The organism is Yersinia frederiksenii ATCC 33641 (assembly GCF_000754805.1).
Taxonomy (GTDB): Bacteria; Pseudomonadota; Gammaproteobacteria; order Enterobacterales; family Enterobacteriaceae; genus Yersinia; species Yersinia frederiksenii.
Window position 1 is genome coordinate 4,692,725 of record NZ_KN150731.1, and the last position, 16,895, is coordinate 4,709,619.

The following is a 16,895-nucleotide window of genomic DNA, read 5'->3' on the forward strand; positions in this document are numbered from 1 at the left end:
CGCGTCATATTCGAGCTTTCTTGCTGAAGATATAATTTCAAAGAGAGCTCATAGATAGTTCCTATGAGCCTACAAAGAATAAAATCAACAAAAAACTCTACACACCACGCCTGTTGTGGTCAGTGTCCAGTCGTTGGTGGATGCTGGCACGAAAACGGATTGGCCGGTTTTCAGCCGTAGTTTCTCGCCAGTGAAATGTTGCAAGGTTGCGTTCCCGTCAACAACCAGCAAAATTTCTGCACTGGTGGTTTGAACGCGATAGTCGTCTACGGTAGTGAAGATACTGAACTGAAAATCATCAACCGGGACGGGATAATGCCCTTGTCCATCTTGCCACTTGGGTGACATCAAAAGAGTTTCATTGCCAGTAGATTCAAACCTTGTGCAGGAGATTAACTCCTTAAGGTTGATTTTTTTGTTGGTCAGCCCGGCACGTAAAACGTTATCTGAACTTGCCATTACCTCTACAGCCGTACCCTGAACATAGGCGTGAAGCGTTCCAGGATAAAGAAACATGGCTTCGCCGGGTTGCAGCGTTATGCAATTCAGGTAAAGCGGGGCTAATACACCGATATCATTTGGATAATGCTGTTGAAGGCGTTGAGTAATATCAACTATCGACTTGTCAAACAAAGAGGCACCGTCTTTGACAAGGCGCAGGATTGCTTGCTTTTTGCTTGCTGGTGAAATTTGCATCAGCGTAACAAAAAAGTCCTTTAGTCCGTTGTTATCAGGATGAAGTATTAACTTATCAACAGCTTCATTGAGTGCAGGAATATCCAGAGACTTAAAATTATCCACAATGCTATTCATAGTGCGAAAACCATTCATTGCGATAAAGGGTGTAATGGCATACACCAGCTCTGGTTTATGGTTTGCATCGTTATAGTCAGGTGCGTCAGAAATCGAGTTTTCGTTGCTCGCAAACCCCTTTTCAGCTTGAGCTTTTTGGGGGTGAACCTGAATTGATAGAGCACTCTTTGCCGCAAGGATTTTAAGCAGATACGGCAATTCGCCAAAGCGTTCAACTGTCGAGTTGCCGAGCATAGCGTTTTTATCCCTGGCAATTAGTTCAGATAGCGCCATTGGCGCACCCTGATAGTTAACCTGGGAAATACCCGCAGGATGAACCCCCATCCATAATTCTGCCTGCGGCTGATCGTCCGGATTTACAATATGAAAGCGCTGATTGAGTGAGCTATGACTACCCCAAGGGTAGTTCTTGACCACATTGGCTAGCGGATAAAAATGATTCTGACTCATAATGGGTTTACCTCATAGGTAAACTGGTTGTCCTGTGCTAACGCTTTGAACCACAGACCATTGCGTTTTATCTGTCGTTCTCCCGTGCTAAGGTCGAGACGATAAAAACCGTAGCGACGTTTGAACGAATTGATCCATGACCAGTTATCAATAAACGTCCAATGATGCAAACCGAAGCAGTTGGCACCATCGGTAATTGCGCGATGTAATTCAACCAAATGCTCTTTCATCAGGCTAATGCGGAAACTATCGTCAATAATGCCATCTGGCTGAACGGGTCCTTCTGAATCTAAATCCATAGCGATGCCAATCTCTGCTAGATACCATTTAATATTGCCGTAGTTATCGCGGATATTTGCGGCAATGTCATAGATAGCCTGCGGGAGGATTTCGTTATTATCACGGTAAGGATTAAAGCGCCCATCTGGGTCGATATAGTTTTCGAAATAGAATTCTGGAGTGAAATAATCAAGTGTATATTGTGCTTCACGGGCTTTGACCCGTCGGGGTACGTAGTAATTTACACCGAGGAAATCTACCCGCGAGTCAGTAATCAGCGAGACGTCAGCTTGGGTTATTTCAGGTAAACAGTTATGGGTTGCCAATAACTTGCACAATTCTTTGGGGAATTGATGCTTAACCAGTGGATCAAGGAAGCTCCGGTTAAACAATAAATCAGCATACCAAGCCGCTTTTTGGTCTTCTGGCGAATCGTTGCGGGTGTAGGTTGGTGTCAGGTTTAGCACCACACCAATCTCACCGGATAAATTTAGCTCCCGATAACATTTTACAGCTTTAGCATGGGCCAACATGATGTTAAAACCCACCTGTGCGGCAAGCTTTCCGTCTTTTTTACACGGATAGTGGAAGTCATAAAGATAACCGCCTTCCACCGGCACAATAGGCTCATTAAAGGTTATCCAGTACTTTACTTTATGGCCGAAAAGCTCGAAAGCCGTTTTGGCGAAGAGGGCGAAAAGGTCGGTGACATGGTTTGATTCGAATCCACCATATTGATTTTGCAGGGTTTCAGGCATATCAAAATGATAGAGATTTATCATCGGTTCGATGCCATGAGCGATCATTTCGTCAAAATAATCATGATAAAAACGCACCGCTTCTGCGTTTGGTTTTCCAGTTTCAAAATCTTCAATCAACCGTGACCACTGAATAGACGTGCGAAACGAGTTAAAGCCGATATTCTTCATCAGCGAAACGTCTTCTTTATACCTGTGCAGTGTTTCGCATACTTTCTCCGGGCCGATGCCCTGGAAAAAACGCTCAGGCTGGTTGGCATGCCAGCTGTCCCAAATTGATCGATGTAATTTGTAGTCTGTACCTTCTGTTTGTGGGCCGGAAGCTGCCGCACCCCATAAAAAATGTTCTGGGAACGTGTACGTTGTCATTTAACCTCCTTAATATTTCAGGTGCCGATTGCACCCAAAAAAAACTGCGCCGGTAAGGGCGCAGCAAAACACTACTTTGCAGTAACCTGGATAGATTTGATGAAAATATATCCCCAGTCGCCTGAGAACTTCCCTAAATTAAGGGTGTTTTTCCCCTGCTTTAATTGCACAGGAATTGTCAGTTCCTGACCTTTATCATCGGTTTGTGGAAACTCAATTTGCAGCGGTTTTTCGCTGTTAACTTGTACTGAGTTTTTCTTGCTACCCAACTTAGCATTGAAGTTGAGATGCAACTGATATTCGCCCTCCCACGGTGCGTTAACGTTCCAGCTCACTTTGTCCCCATCATTTGCGAAAGGACCGAGGAAGCCGTCTTCACCTATTGCCAAATGATTTTCAGCACTCTTGGCTACGGTTATATTGCCTTGCTTTAGCAGCAGCGGTTTACTGTCGAACTTGCAGAAGTCGCTTGGTATTTTGCCTGTGGCTTTCGCTACGGTGATATCTATGGTTTTGCTGTTTTTCAGCAGACCGTCATCGACAGTGAAATTCAGTTGGTACTTCCCAGGTTTAGAGAACCATGCGCGGGTGGATGGCTTTTCGGCATCACAGAAATTTGCCTGATTATCACCGATACTGGTCCATTTCACGCTAACGTCACGGCCTGAAAGATTGTCATCCTTCCATTGCGCATTAAGGCCGATACCTTTGTTCTGCGTGGTTGATGCAAAAGGGGCCAGCTCAATGACTGGAGCCTGGTTTTCCTGGCTGTGGATGACGCTAATCACGTTTGAAGGAGCAGATTTACCTGACTCATTTTTAGCGATAACGCGGTAGAAATAAGTTTTCCCCAGTTTGAGTGCGGAATAATCATCGCGGAACAAATCCATTTTGACGGGATTCCATTCCTGCACGCCGTCAGAGATATCCTTACCGACAACGACCCAGGGCCCATCTTTGGATTCTGCACGTTCAATATCGTAACTACGGCCCACGGCGGCACCCATCCAGTTGATGGCAAAAGGTGATTTAGTTTCGCGTAGTTTTGGCGCTTCAGGCGCAGGGAGCGGAGGCGCTTTATCGAGCCCATCCATCTGTGCTGAGGCATGGCGTACCAGGTTGACAATATCCATTTCCTGGTTTGCTTGACCTTCCACAGGGAAGCCCGGTAAGTGGTAACTGTAGTGACCGGTATACTCTTTGTGCCAGTAGAAGCCACCATCATGGCGATGACCACGAAAGCCCCAGATAAAGCCACCGGCAGCTTTCGCACCATTCACTTCGGTGTGAACAATCGACTGCATAATGTCGTTGAGTTCTTTGCTATCCAACAGTCCGAACTCACCCACCAGATAGACTTTTTTACCGCCAATCGCCTGAAGATCCTTCTTCACCTGATCCGGATGGTTGTTCCCGGCATTGGTGTAGTAATGGTTGCTGACGATATCAACGTTAGGATCGTTTAATGAGAAGTCATTGACCTTCTTGTAAGTCCCATCAACCACTAACTGATGCGGGGCCCACTTTTTTATCCACGCGGCGGTTTCTGTAAGGAAAGCGGCATTGGTGTCTTCCAGTTCATTACCTGTTTCCCATGCCATAATCGCTTTTTCATCGTAATAAGGTCGGCCCGTAATGGTGTTAGTACGGGTAATCACCTGACGAATGACGTCTTGATATGCTTTATATGTTTTGCTGCTGGTATTATAAAAATCTTCTGGTTTCTCATGGTAGAAAGCAGCTAACTGCTCGCGTCCCCCCCACCACCACCACTGATCAATAAAGGGTAGAATCAATCTCAGGCCCTGTTTATCGGCTTCGGCAATCATATTGTCGTAAACCGTCATCGCTTTTTCGTTCAGTGTTGGCATGCCATCGGGTATCGTCGGAGCCAGAATATGTGTTTCACGCTCACATTCTTTATCATTTTCTTGCTGAACAGACAGAACATAGACGCGCTGCGCTTTAGCCCCCGTTTGGACGATAGCTTTGATCCAGTTTTCCTGCTCTTCTGCTGTCGGCCATGCAAAATATTGTCCCCAGCCGCGTGGATCAGCTTTACAGACACCACGCGCGTCATTTTCAATTCGGTGTAATTCTGGAGCATGAATACCGGCAAAGCGGAATTCTTTGCTGCCGTCCATTAATTGAGCTCCCTGACGGGTAATATAATTCTCAAAATGGGATTGCTCTACTGCCATGGCACCGGAGCTTGCCAGCGCCGACAGTAAGGACAACAACAGGGCTTTTCTGATTGGTAATTTCATCGTGTCTCTCCCTAGAACCACACTTCAGCCTGAATACCAAAATTCAGCGTGTCTGTCTCACCACTGCGGCTGTAACCCCCAGCACCGATGGTATTGGTGTTCCAGTCGTAGTTGCCATCAAGCGCATCAGAAACACCTTTGTCCCATTTGGCATAGGTAGCAAATACACGGAGTTGCGGACGGCTCCAGTAGCCTGAATCGAAGGTCAGTGTCGGTGCGATGGTGATTTTGGTTAAACCACCTTTCCCTTTGCCATCCACCCCTTTGTAGTTATTGTCATCGAGATATTCATACCCAACTTCATACTGCATGGCGAAATTTTTGGTTATCTGCTGATAAGGGCGAATACCGGCAACCCAACTGGTGCGGCCCCAACCATCTTTATCGCTGCTCCACCAGCGGTAGTTTTTGTCTTTTTGGTAATAGGCAAAAGTGGATATTTCCCAACCGTCACCCACTGAAGCCAGGCCATCCAGAATGACTCGCCAGGATTGGGTGTCGTCCAGATTCGCCCAACCCCAGCCATTTTTACCCAATGAATCACCTGCTGCTAAACCGTGACCATACTGGACAACAAATTTTGAGTAGCCACCAGATAGGCCATAGAAACCGTCAAAGTTATAAACGCCGGTTAAGCCGTAACCTTTTTCAGCCGCACCAAGGTGTTTTTCGTTGTTATTCATATGGTGGCCGACTAATTGCAGATCGACAGGCGAACCGCCTATTTTCTTGAACCATAGATTGAGGGAATAATCGTCAGGATATCCTTGTTCATTCTTATCAACAGGGAAGGCTTTGGTTTCATCAGTTGGTGAGAAGGCATAGATTCCGGCATCGAAATGCGCAAAACCTAAATCAAGGTTATCGAAACCGCCGCCGGTACCGTTGTATTGAATGTATTCCCAATCAAATTGATGACTTGAGGTGTTAGAACTGCTGTAACGTTTACCGGCCCAGAAGGCAACATCGGGAGCAAAATCGAGATTAGATAATTCAGCGTATCCTTCACGGAATTGTACACTTTTGCCGTCATCGTCCAGACAATTCCAGTCAGAAGTACATTTGCTTTGATGAGTTATATTGGCTTGGATCTTCGCAATAACACCGGAGGCTGATTTCAGTGTCACCTGCGGGATCAGCTCGATTTTCGTATCATCTTCGTTACCCAGGCGAAACTTTCCGTCTGGCATCAGGCCGACTGAATCAACGCGATTCCCATCACTATTTGCAAGGATTCCGGAGCGGATATAACCATGCATTATGAAGTCATAGTCATCTATTTTGTCTGCTTGGGCGAGGCCACTAACCGCCAGGTTAATCAGTAAAGACAGAGGTATTAATCGGTTAAAGCGTTTCATATTTTCCCTTTTTCTTTTTTGGTGAAAGAGCGTGTTTATGACGCGAGGGGAAATCTACGGATTAATACTGGAAATGTACATCCATAAATGGAAAGCGCTTTCCGTAATTGCAGGGTAATATCACATATCGAAGAATAATGCGGGTAATTTCGTGATGTAGATCACTAAAAAAGACGTGTGAACAATAAAAGGCCAGCGACGAATGGCGCTGGCCGATGAAAAGAGACGAATCTATATACTTATTTATTTTCTAATTCAGATAGTTGCCGTTCATATACCTTGAAGAATGGGCGATATATCATCCATGAGTTAAAGATGGCAAACAGACACATAAACAAGTTTTTCCAACTGCCATTAGCCGCCCATGCAGCCCCCAGTGGCGAGGGCATCGACCATGGCAACATTGCCACCACGCGGTCAAGCACGCCTAAATGTGTCAAATACCAGGCGATGCAGGCATTAATCATGGGAACTCCGATAAATGGCAATAAAAACACTGGATTAAGTATTATCGGGAATCCAAATAGAATCGGCTCATTGATGTTAAATAGGGAGGGGATAAGCCCAATTTTCCCGACACTTTTCAGTTGCCTTGAGCGGCTGCGAAGCGCCATAAAGATCAGAGGGAGTGTAGATCCAATCCCTCCAATCAGCAGATAAAAATCCCAGAATCCCTGTAAATAAATATGCGGAAGTGGAGTGATACCCTCTGCTAAGGCTTGTTGATTTTCAAACAGATAGGTCATCCAGAAAGGATTCATTATGCCTGTGACTATCAGCGCGCCATGAATACCGACAAACCAAAGTAAGTGACAGATAAGCAACGATATAAGTAAAGCTGTCAGGGTATCTGAGGCAATAATCAATGGCCGCAATGCTTCGCTAATCAAATTGGGTAAGATCATACCCGTAGCCATCTTCAGCCAAGCGTTAATAGCGGTGATTGATAACATTATGACCAACAATGGTACCAAAAGTTGGAAGCTATTACGTGTCATGACCGGCACCTCTTCTGGTAGCCGGATACACCATCCTTTTCGATAGAAAAATCGCATGATTTCTATGGTGTAAAAACTTGAAATTAAAGCACTAAAAATCCCCATCCCGCCTAAAAAAACATTGGTGCCTGCGCTTTCTTTGAATCCAATAAACATCAAAAAAGCCAGACATCCAGTCAGGCCAGATAGCCTTTCTGGCAATCGGTACTGCTTGGCCAGACTGGCGCTGGCACCAAAGGCAATAATCAGTGCGACAAGCCCAATAGTTAGTTCGAAAGTTGGTAATAACAACGGTCTAATTACTTGATATCCCAAGCCAAACCAGGAAAGAGGGTTGATAGTAAATGGGGGGAATAGTAGCGGAACCATCAAACTTCCGATGATAACAAACGGCATTGCCAGGGCAAAACTGTCGCGCATCGCGGTGATGTGTTGGCTACGTGTAAGCATGTTAGCGAAGGGGGTCAAACGCTGCTCAATAAGCGTTACAGCCACATTCATGAACTGAATGTTCATGGCGAAACCTATAAGAAATCGATGAATGCCGTGATGATCTACTACATATGTTGAAAGGGAAAGTCTCTATCTGGTGATCATGCTCACATTTAACGGATTCATCAATGGAAAGCGCTTTCCGTTTTGAATCCGTGTGATTATAGTCCGCTCATTGTTATTGCCCAATCAGGAGTTACCAATGAAAAAAATCATGCTTTGTTGTTCTGCCGGAATGTCGACCAGCCTGTTGGTTAAAAAGATGGTGGAAGAGGCGGATAAACGCGGTCTGGAAGCGGATATTAAGGCATTTGGTGTTGCGGAATTTGAACAAGTTGTTGGGAATTATCAGGTTGTTTTGCTGGGGCCACAGGTTAAATACATGCAAAAAGATCTGCAAAAAAAAGCTAGCGTTTATGGCATCAAAGTCGAACCCATTAACATGATGGATTACGGCATGCAAAAGGGTGCAGCTGTATTAGATTTTGCCCTTTCCTTAATTGAAAATAATAAATAAAGGATAAAAGATGAGCTCTCTGTACTCTAAATTAATCCGTGTGATTGAAGAAAAGATCACACCGCTGGCTGGGGCTGTTGGTCAGCAAAAATATGTAACATCGATTCGCGACGGTTTTATTCTTGCGCTGCCGTTTATGATTGTCGGCTCCTTTATGCTGGTATTTATCTTCCCTCCATTTTCCCCAGATACCCATTGGGGATTTGCGCGTGCCTGGCTGCAATTTTCGGTAGATCATCGCGAAAGTTTGATGCTACCGTTTAACTTCAGCATGGGCATCATGACATTATTTATTTCCGTTGGTGTTGCCGCCAGTCTGGCTCGTCATCACTCGCTAGACCCTCTGACATCTGGCATGTTGTCACTGATGGGCTTTCTTCTGGTTGCCGCACCTTTAAAGGACGGGCATATTTCAGTTGCCTATTTTTCCGGCCAAGGAATTTTTACCGCACTATTGGTGGCTATTTATACCACTGAACTCTATGCCTTCCTGAAACGTAACAATATTACTATTCGCCTACCACCCGAAGTGCCAACCGGTGTTGCGCGCTCATTTGAAATTTTGATCCCGGTACTGGCCGTGGTACTGACACTGCATCCACTAAATCTGTTTATTGAAGCTCAGCTTGGCATGATTATTCCTGAAGCCATTATGTCTTTGGTTAAACCGCTGGTGGCAGCATCAGATACATTACCCGCCATTCTACTGTCCGTATTGGTGTGCCAGATTTTGTGGTTTGCAGGTATCCACGGTGCTCTCATTGTTACGGGGATAATGAACCCATTCTGGATGGCAAACCTGTCTGTAAACCAGGCGGCGATGGCCGCCGGAAGCGCAATTCCGCATATTTATGTTCAAGGATTTTGGGATCACTACCTACTCATCGGTGGTGTTGGTTCAACTCTGCCACTGGCATTTTTACTCATGCGTAGTAAAGCCGTGCATCTGCGTACCATTGGCCGTATGGGAGTGGTTCCGGGTCTGTTCAATATTAATGAACCGATTCTGTTTGGCGCCCCTATTATCATGAATCCACTGTTCTTTATTCCGTTCGTATTAGTTCCATTGGTGAACGCATCAATGGCCTATTTTGCTCTTGATTTTGGTCTGGTAGCGCGTGTCGTATCAATGACCCCATGGACGACTCCAGCGCCAATAGGTGCATCATGGGCTGCAAACTGGGCACTAAGCCCAATCATCATGTGCTTGATTTGTATGGTAACCGCCGCCGTCATGTACTACCCGTTCCTGAAAGCATATGAGAAGCAGTTACTGGAACAGGATGCAGGGAATGCCGATAAGCAAATTGCGACTTCGCAGTCAGAAACAGCATAATTTTTTATCTCAGACACTTAGAGGTTGCCATGGAATTAGAAGAACAGGTTATGGGCATCATTATTAATGCTGGCCAGTCGCGGAGCCTATGTTATGAAGCACTGCAGAGTGCGAAAGAGGGGAACTTCGCAGATGCCGACGAAAAAATGAAGGAAGCCCAGCATTATGCTCGTGAAGCTCATCTGGTCCAGACCCAGTTAATTGAAGCTGATGAAGGGGAGGGGAAAACCAAAATGACACTCGTGATGGTACATGCGCAAGATCATTTGATGACGTCTATCCTGGCGAAAGAGTTAGTGACTGAATTAATTGATATTTACAGAACGCGTCACTGAGTTTTGCACTCTTTAAGAGAGGCTTTGCCTCTCTTCTTTTTCATGAGGATAAACATGTTTCATCTTGGCTTGGATATTGGCGGAACGAAAATAGAGGCGGTGCTACTGGATGCGAAGGGAAAGGTTCACTTGCGCGAGCGTCGCCCTACATATAAAGAAAGCTATCAGGTTTTTTTGGATAACCTGCTGGCAATGATTGATGACATTAAAACAGTGGCAAAAACAGAATTTACAATAGGGATCGGCTTACCGGGAGCGATTGACCCGAAAAGTGGGCTTATCAAAAACTGTAATTGTCTAGTGCTTAATGGTGAAGACTTAAAAGGTGACCTTTCTCATTTGCTTAAACAACCTGTATTTTTGGCGAATGATGCGGATTGTTTCGCACTTTCAGAGGCTGTTGACGGAGCAGGTGCGGGTTATGGCACGGTATTTGGTGTTATCGCCGGGACCGGTTGTGGTGGTGGTGTCGTGGTTAATGGGCAGTTGATTAGTGGGCCAAATGCTATTGCTGGTGAGTGGGGGCATAATCCCTTACCGGCATGGGATCAGCGAAATGATGGCGCGGCACAGCATTGTTATTGTGGTAAAGAAAACTGCGTTGAGAGTTTTATCTCAGGGACTGGCTTTGCTCGTCGTTTTAATGAAACGCACGGTACGTTGTTGAATGCAGAAACAATCATGGTTGCTGTAAATGAAAATGACCCTTTCGCGTTAACGCACTATCAGCATTTTATTGATGCGTTCGCCCGCAGTCTGGCTGGTGTTATCAACATCCTCGACCCTCATGCGATAGTGATTGGTGGTGGATTATCAAACGTCGATCGTATCTATAAAGATCTTCCTGTGGCCATAGAAAACTACATTTTTTCATCGTCCTGTCATACCGCAATTATGAAAGCGAAGTTTGGCGATTCTAGTGGTGTTCGGGGCGCGGCATGGCTGCCGACATTATGAGTTACATCTTAAATATAAGGAGTTAGCGAATGGCCGTGAGGCTAATAATCGTGCGCATTTATGTTATTATAAGGGGAAAACCGTAATACAGATGAAACCATGCCTACTATCGATGATGTTTCAAAGTTAGCCAACGTTTCCCGGGCCACTGTTTCACGAGTGTTGACCGGAACACGTGGTGTTCGTGAAGAGAGCCGTGAAGCCGTATTACGGGCGGTAGAAGAGCTTAACTACCATCCCAGCTTTGCCGCTCAGAGCCTTGCGAGCAATACGTCCAATTATATCGGTATGGTGTTGCCGGCAAACGAAATTGGCTTAAGTGCAACGTTATTGCCTCAGCTTTCACTCGCGGTGAAGTCATTGAATAAGTCGCTGATGATTCAGTATGTTAATGATCCAGTCGAGCAGAAAACGGCAGTAGAGAGCTTACGTCGGCAATGTATTGCTGTGGTGGTGCTGGGTAAAAACAGTGCAAACGATGCAAGTAATGTTATCGCATTCGATGAATTTTCCATTAACGGTAGCGCAAGTCAGGGCTATAACTACGCATTTGCAACCGAAAGCGCCTGTCGTTATGTGTTGGGAAAAGGCCATCGTAATATCGCGCTGCTTATAGACAGTGAGGATGACATTGGCAGCAAACAGATGCTGGAAGGGTATCGGAACGTACTGCAAAATTACTCCTTACCTTTCAATAGACAATTGATGGTGACTGCGAACAATAATATTGAGCAAGCGCTACTGACACTGATTAACAGTTTTACAAAATATACTGTGATTATTGCGAAACGTGATCACTATGCGGCGGAAGCGATGAGGTTATTGCGAGAGTTTAACATTGCTATTCCGCAAGAAGTGTCCCTCATCAGTCTTGAAGACTCGCCCCTGGCACCGCTGCTTTACCCACCATTAACCTGTATTTCTTATCCTGTTGAGCAATTGCTTGACCACTGTGTGCAGCGAATTCGGGCGCTTATAGATGGTCATTCGATATTTGTGCCTGAGGGGCGTGCATTCACAGGCCGTCTCGTTGCTCGAGGTTCAGTATCCGATATTAGTTAATCAAGAAAGAAGTATTCGCTTGAACCTTAATGCCGCTGTTTTCTTGATATGCAACATGCCATAAATTTCTATTTTCCAGCGTGTCACGATGAAAGTAGCAGCGACCAGCACCGGTACTGCTTTGGCTATATTACTGGGGGAGAGGCGGGGGCATGACCGTTTTTTCTGCTGCTATATGCTCCGCTTTATGGATATATACTAACAGCACGCGGTTACGTCCTTGGCGGCTCATCTGTCGTTCAATTGCATCTTGTGGTCGCCGTTGTTCGGACTCCATCAATGCACTGCAGACCATTGTGCAGAATCTATGTTGTCTGCGATACATTGAGGCGCAGGATTGATATTCGATGCCAGCAATTTATGTATACCGTCACGCTGCTGACAAGTATCGGCCATAGCTATACATCAAATTTTCAATGTATCAATAACCACTCTCAGAGCAGGTGACACGTTACGATGAGGATAATAAAGGAATGAACCTTCCAGACGCTGGCTGTAACGCTGCAAAACTCTGATAAGAACACCTCGTTCTAAATCGTCAGCAACCAGCTCCTCAGGGACATAAGCCAGTCCCAGGCCTAACCTGGCTGCTTCTGCTTCCATATAGCTGTCAGAAAATGCCCATTGCCCTTGTGGTCGGTGCGTTATCTTTTTATCGTCCTGATTGAGCTCCCATTGATATAGGCTGCCGTCAGCGAATTGATAGACAATACAAGGATGTATGACTAGATCAGCGGGTGTCTGAGGAAAATCGTAGCGCCGAAAATGTTCGGGTGTGGCAACAATCGCCATCTCCATATCAGGTGTAATACGCACTGCAACCATGCCATTGCCTACCTCCGGCCCCAGGCGCACACCGGCATCAAATCTCTCAGCGATAATATCAACAAACCTGCTTTCACTGATCAGTTCCAGCCGGATATCAGGATAACGTTGTTTAAATACCGCGAGCTTTGGCAGTAAAAGCTTATCAATAGCATGCTGGCTGGCATTAATACGCACTGTACCTGATGGGGTATGGCGGTAATGTGCCAGTGTGGTAAGCCCCATATCTAAAGCATTAAATCCGGACTCCACGGTCTGGTAGAGCTGCTCACCGGCCTGTGTTAACGATAATTTCCGCGTCGTACGGGCCAGAAGTTGGATTCCCAATCTTTCTTCAAGTTCGCGGATTGAACGGCTAACCCCTGATTGTGCTAGCCCAAGCCGCCGCGCCGCCGCGGTAAAACTGCCTTCCCGCGCCACCTGCATAAACAAGTAGAGATCATTATAGTTTTCCCGTTTTGCCATCAAAATATCCTCAGGGCTGACTCACCACTGGCAGCATTCATGCCCACCGAGGTAAGTCTATTTATAACAAGATGATATTAATTCTAGCAGTTATCCCCCTCTAATCATCACTATTTATGCTAACTATAATGAGCGCATTGAAACAGAACACAGCAGTTTGTCCATATGAAACCTGTACCTACATCTTTTTTCAGGGGGATTTTTCATGAATGTTCTTACCAAGAAACTGACAGCCGCTATGCCTGCCATGCTGCTATGCGCATCCTTAAGTGGAGTCACAACAATGAGTCATGCTGATACAACTAATCCGAATGCGCCCGTTTCGAGGGTAGAGAAATGGGATAAAACCTTTGTCGAAAGCAATACGGTCGAACATCGTAAGGTGACATTTCAGAACCGGTACGGGATTACCTTAGTCGGGGACCTTTATATTCCAAAAAATCGGGGAGAACGAAAACTTGCTGCTATCGCATTAAGTGGTCCTTTTGGTGCAGTCAAAGAGCAGTCCAGTGGTCTGTATGCACAGACTTTGGCTGAACAAGGATTTGTTACACTGGCATTCGATCCCTCTTACACCGGTGAAAGTGGTGGCCGCCCTCGCAATGTTGCCTCTCCAGATATTAACACCGAGGACTTTAGTGCCGCGGTGGATTTCCTCGGATTACAAAAAGAGGTGGACCGTAACCGTATTGGCTTACTCGGCATCTGCGGATGGGGTGGTATGGCACTGAATGCGGCAGCAATGGATACACGCGTTAAGGCGGTTGCCACCAGTGTGATGTACGACATGAGCCGGGCTATGGGTCATGGCGTTGGAAACGGCAAAGACCGCTACTCAATAGCAGATCGACGCGCCGTGTTGAGATATCTGAATGAACAGCGTTGGAAAGATGCTGAAAGCGGCACTATCGCACGCGCCAATCACGATATTTATGTGGACAATAATGGTAGCGTCAGTGCAGCGGAGCGTACTTTGCCGGAAACATTACCCGCGAACCCCAACCCGGTACTGAAAGAGTTTTTTGATTATTACAAAATGCCGCGTGGCTTTCATGAGCGCTCAATTAACTCTAACGGTGCCTGGAATACCACAATGCCCTTGTCGTTTATGAATATGCCATTATTGAGTTATGCAAACGAAATCACTATTCCTACGTTGATAGTTACCGGTGAAAATGCACACTCGCGCTATTTTACTGAAGACGCTTATAGAGCGATCGGCAGCAAAGCGAAGGAACTGGTAATTGTTCCGGGAGCTAATCATGTTGATTTATATGACAATGCTAACAGTAAGATACCTTTTGCTAAATTTGAACAGTTCTTTAAAACCCACTTAAGGTAAGCATCTAAGTCCGACATGCCACCAGTGACTCATTGGTGGCAATAACTCTCTGGCATTACCCCGTTGTCTGTGAAATAGAAAACTACCTCAACGTTTATATTGACTGGTTATATCTGGGGTAAATCAGGGTAAAGGTAAGCCAGCATGACTTATACCGGACTTCATTCTTTACACACATTTTTAGTCGTTATTTCCATGAATAACGTTCGCCCCGGTTTTGCCTGAACTGGTCGGGGCGTTCTTGAGAGATACTGATAATGTCCACACTGAACCGTAAAACACCACACGATAAAGAACGCACTTACTGGAGCGGTGTTTTTGCCATGACATTATGCGTTTTTGTGCTAATCGCATCGGAATTTATGCCGGTCAGCTTGCTGACGCCAGTTGCCAGGGATTTGGGTGTCACTGAGGGGCTGGCAGGTCAAGGGATTGCCATCTCTGGGGCGCTGGCGGTCCTGACCAGTCTGACAATCTCTACCGTTGCCGGGAACCTAAATCGTAAATACCTTCTACTGGGGATGACGGTTCTGATGGCACTATCAGGGATAATTATCGCATTGGCTTCAAGTTATCTGGTTTATATGGTGGGACGAGCCCTGATTGGTGTTGCTATTGGCGGATTCTGGTCAATGTCCGCTGCAACGGCTATTCGCTTGGTACCGCAGCATCAGGTGCCCCGTGCATTAGCCATTTTTAACGGAGGTAACGCACTGGCGACTGTTGTGGCAGCCCCGCTTGGTAGTTACCTTGGGGCAACCATCGGCTGGCGTGGGGCCTTCTTGTGCCTGGTGCCTGTTGCGATAGCAGCTTTCATCTGGCAGTGTTTCAGCCTGCCGACAATGGAAGCCAATAAAGACAGACCGTCGCGTGGTACAGTTTTCCGTCTGCTTAGTCGCCCCGTCGTTTCAACGGGCTTGCTGGCCTGTGGATTATTTTTTATGGGGCAGTTTGCGTTATTTACCTACATTCGCCCATTCCTGGAGACCGTGTCGCGAGTCGATATCACCACCTTATCACTCATTCTGCTTACCATTGGCGTGACGGGGTTTATTGGCACTCTGGTCATCGGCGCATTTTTGAAAGCAGGATTTTATCAAACTCTGATCGTCATCCCTTTGCTCATGGCTACCATTGCCGGGATGTTAATACTGACAGGGCACCGCGTTTGGATTGTCGCACTGCTACTGGGGTTCTGGGGGCTGATTTCAACTGCTGCGCCAACCGGATGGTGGACATGGATCGCACGTACGTTGCCGGATGATGCAGAAGCTGGTGGTGGATTGATGGTGGCCGTTATCCAGCTTTCTATCGCGCTTGGTTCAACGGCTGGAGGTTTCGTGTTTGATCACCGTGGCTGGCAAAGCACATTTGCCTTGAGTAGCGGGTTGCTTCTTAGCGCGGCTGTACTGACATATCTTACATCACATCAAAAACGCAGCATGTATTAGGCGGTTAACGTAATGAGAAAGATGGTTATTGTGTCAGGGTTGCTAGTCAGTTCACTCTCAGTTATTGCGGCCGACATACCGAAAAATGCTGACAACTTCGACAATTTGATGGCCAATAGCATACTTCCTGTTTACGCCAGTAAAGCAGGCCAGGCAGCGGGGGATATCCAGATGATCATCAAAATGACCATTCACCAGCAGACATATGAAATCTTGCTTGCGGATAACCCGACTGCAAAGTCTTTTGTTGAACAACTTCCTCTGACGCTGATAATGAAGGAGCTGAACGGGAATGAGAAATTCGCAGATCTTCCCCATGCCTTACCTGCCCGCCAGATCAAGCCTGGTATCCTTCAGGAAGGGGAGCTTATGTTATATGGTCGCCAGACTCTGGTGCTTTTCTATGAAGCATTTCAGACGTCTTACAGCTACACGTCAATTGGTAAGGTAATCGCGCCAGAGAATCTGATAAGAGTTGTCGGTGACAAGAATATTGAGGTGCATTTTAGTCAGTAATGAGAGGTTAAATCTGGGCAATCAGGGTGAAGCTGGCCTTGAAAAACCTCTCCGAGAGACCTGATAACGCTACATTTTTTAATACTTAATTCTGATCCGATATAAGAAAGAGTGAATGCTCAAATGCTACTTTTGTTTCTGAGGTGTCAACGTGCCCTTAGCCACCGCTCAGAAATGACAGAAAGCAAAAAGCCCGCTTAAGTTTCCTTAAGCGGGCTTTTCTAATTCGGCTCTCTGACTGGGATCGCCTTAGCCAGTAACTGACTAATAAACAAGCTAAATATGAGTTCCCACTCTGTCAAGAC

The 16,895-nt window shown here is 46.1% G+C and carries 14 protein-coding genes; 8 read left to right on the plus strand and 6 right to left on the minus strand.

What is annotated here, in order from left to right:
• Positions 1-84: 84 nt before the first annotated feature.
• From manA to DJ58_RS01190, 5 genes are all read right to left on the minus strand, one after another.
• Positions 85-1,263: a mannose-6-phosphate isomerase, class I gene (gene manA / locus DJ58_RS01210; RefSeq protein ID WP_032911439.1), complete on the minus strand. Its 1,179-nt coding sequence runs from the start codon at positions 1,261-1,263 to the stop codon at positions 85-87.
• The gene (locus DJ58_RS01205; protein WP_004710364.1) at positions 1,260-2,669 is read right to left on the minus strand and encodes a glycoside hydrolase family 1 protein; all 1,410 of its coding nucleotides are present in this window, start codon (positions 2,667-2,669) and stop codon (positions 1,260-1,262) included. The genes manA and DJ58_RS01205 overlap by 4 nt, the downstream gene beginning before the upstream one ends.
• A gap of 71 nt (positions 2,670-2,740) precedes the next feature.
• On the minus strand, positions 2,741-4,936 hold the full coding sequence (locus DJ58_RS01200; RefSeq protein ID WP_004710366.1) for a CBM35 domain-containing protein: 2,196 nt from the start codon (positions 4,934-4,936) through the stop codon (positions 2,741-2,743).
• A gap of 11 nt (positions 4,937-4,947) precedes the next feature.
• A complete protein-coding gene (locus tag DJ58_RS01195; RefSeq protein WP_004710369.1) occupies positions 4,948-6,294 on the minus strand; it encodes a maltoporin in 1,347 nt (448 codons plus the stop codon).
• A 239-nt stretch (positions 6,295-6,533) separates the two neighbouring features.
• Positions 6,534-7,808 carry a PTS cellobiose transporter subunit IIC gene (locus DJ58_RS01190; protein WP_004710371.1) on the minus strand — a complete coding sequence of 425 codons (1,275 nt, stop codon included), beginning with the start codon at positions 7,806-7,808 and terminating at the stop codon, positions 6,534-6,536.
• Between the two features lie 178 nt (positions 7,809-7,986).
• Between DJ58_RS01190 and DJ58_RS01185 the strand changes: the two genes are divergently transcribed.
• From DJ58_RS01185 to DJ58_RS01165, 5 genes are all read left to right on the plus strand, one after another.
• Positions 7,987-8,301, plus strand: coding sequence for a PTS sugar transporter subunit IIB (locus tag DJ58_RS01185; RefSeq protein WP_032911442.1), 315 nt, complete (start codon positions 7,987-7,989; stop codon positions 8,299-8,301).
• Positions 8,302-8,311: 10 nt separating this feature from the next.
• Complete coding sequence (locus DJ58_RS01180) at positions 8,312-9,637, plus strand: PTS sugar transporter subunit IIC (protein ID WP_032911444.1); 1,326 nt, start codon at positions 8,312-8,314, stop codon at positions 9,635-9,637.
• 29 nt (positions 9,638-9,666) lie between these two features.
• Positions 9,667-9,972, plus strand: a complete 306-nt coding sequence (locus DJ58_RS01175) for a PTS lactose/cellobiose transporter subunit IIA (RefSeq protein ID WP_004710375.1) — start codon at positions 9,667-9,669, stop codon at positions 9,970-9,972.
• A 54-nt stretch (positions 9,973-10,026) separates the two neighbouring features.
• Complete coding sequence (locus DJ58_RS01170) at positions 10,027-10,929, plus strand: ROK family protein (protein WP_004710376.1); 903 nt, start codon at positions 10,027-10,029, stop codon at positions 10,927-10,929.
• Between the two features lie 99 nt (positions 10,930-11,028).
• Positions 11,029-11,991: a LacI family DNA-binding transcriptional regulator gene (locus DJ58_RS01165; RefSeq protein WP_004710378.1), complete on the plus strand. Its 963-nt coding sequence runs from the start codon at positions 11,029-11,031 to the stop codon at positions 11,989-11,991.
• A gap of 405 nt (positions 11,992-12,396) precedes the next feature.
• Here DJ58_RS01165 and DJ58_RS01160 read toward each other — a convergent pair whose 3' ends face one another.
• Positions 12,397-13,281, minus strand: coding sequence for a LysR family transcriptional regulator (locus tag DJ58_RS01160; RefSeq protein WP_004710380.1), 885 nt, complete (start codon positions 13,279-13,281; stop codon positions 12,397-12,399).
• A gap of 205 nt (positions 13,282-13,486) precedes the next feature.
• Here DJ58_RS01160 and DJ58_RS01155 point away from each other — a divergent pair, with 205 nt between their 5' ends.
• From DJ58_RS01155 to DJ58_RS01145, 3 genes are all read left to right on the plus strand, one after another.
• On the plus strand, positions 13,487-14,623 hold the full coding sequence (locus DJ58_RS01155; RefSeq protein ID WP_004710382.1) for an alpha/beta hydrolase: 1,137 nt from the start codon (positions 13,487-13,489) through the stop codon (positions 14,621-14,623).
• Between the two features lie 257 nt (positions 14,624-14,880).
• Positions 14,881-16,074, plus strand: a complete 1,194-nt coding sequence (locus DJ58_RS01150) for an MFS transporter (RefSeq protein ID WP_004710383.1) — start codon at positions 14,881-14,883, stop codon at positions 16,072-16,074.
• Positions 16,075-16,086: 12 nt separating this feature from the next.
• Positions 16,087-16,590 (plus strand): cyclophilin-like fold protein, encoded by a 504-nt coding sequence (locus DJ58_RS01145; RefSeq protein ID WP_226977634.1) that lies wholly within the window; start codon positions 16,087-16,089, stop codon positions 16,588-16,590.
• The last annotated feature ends 305 nt before the right edge of the window (positions 16,591-16,895 follow it).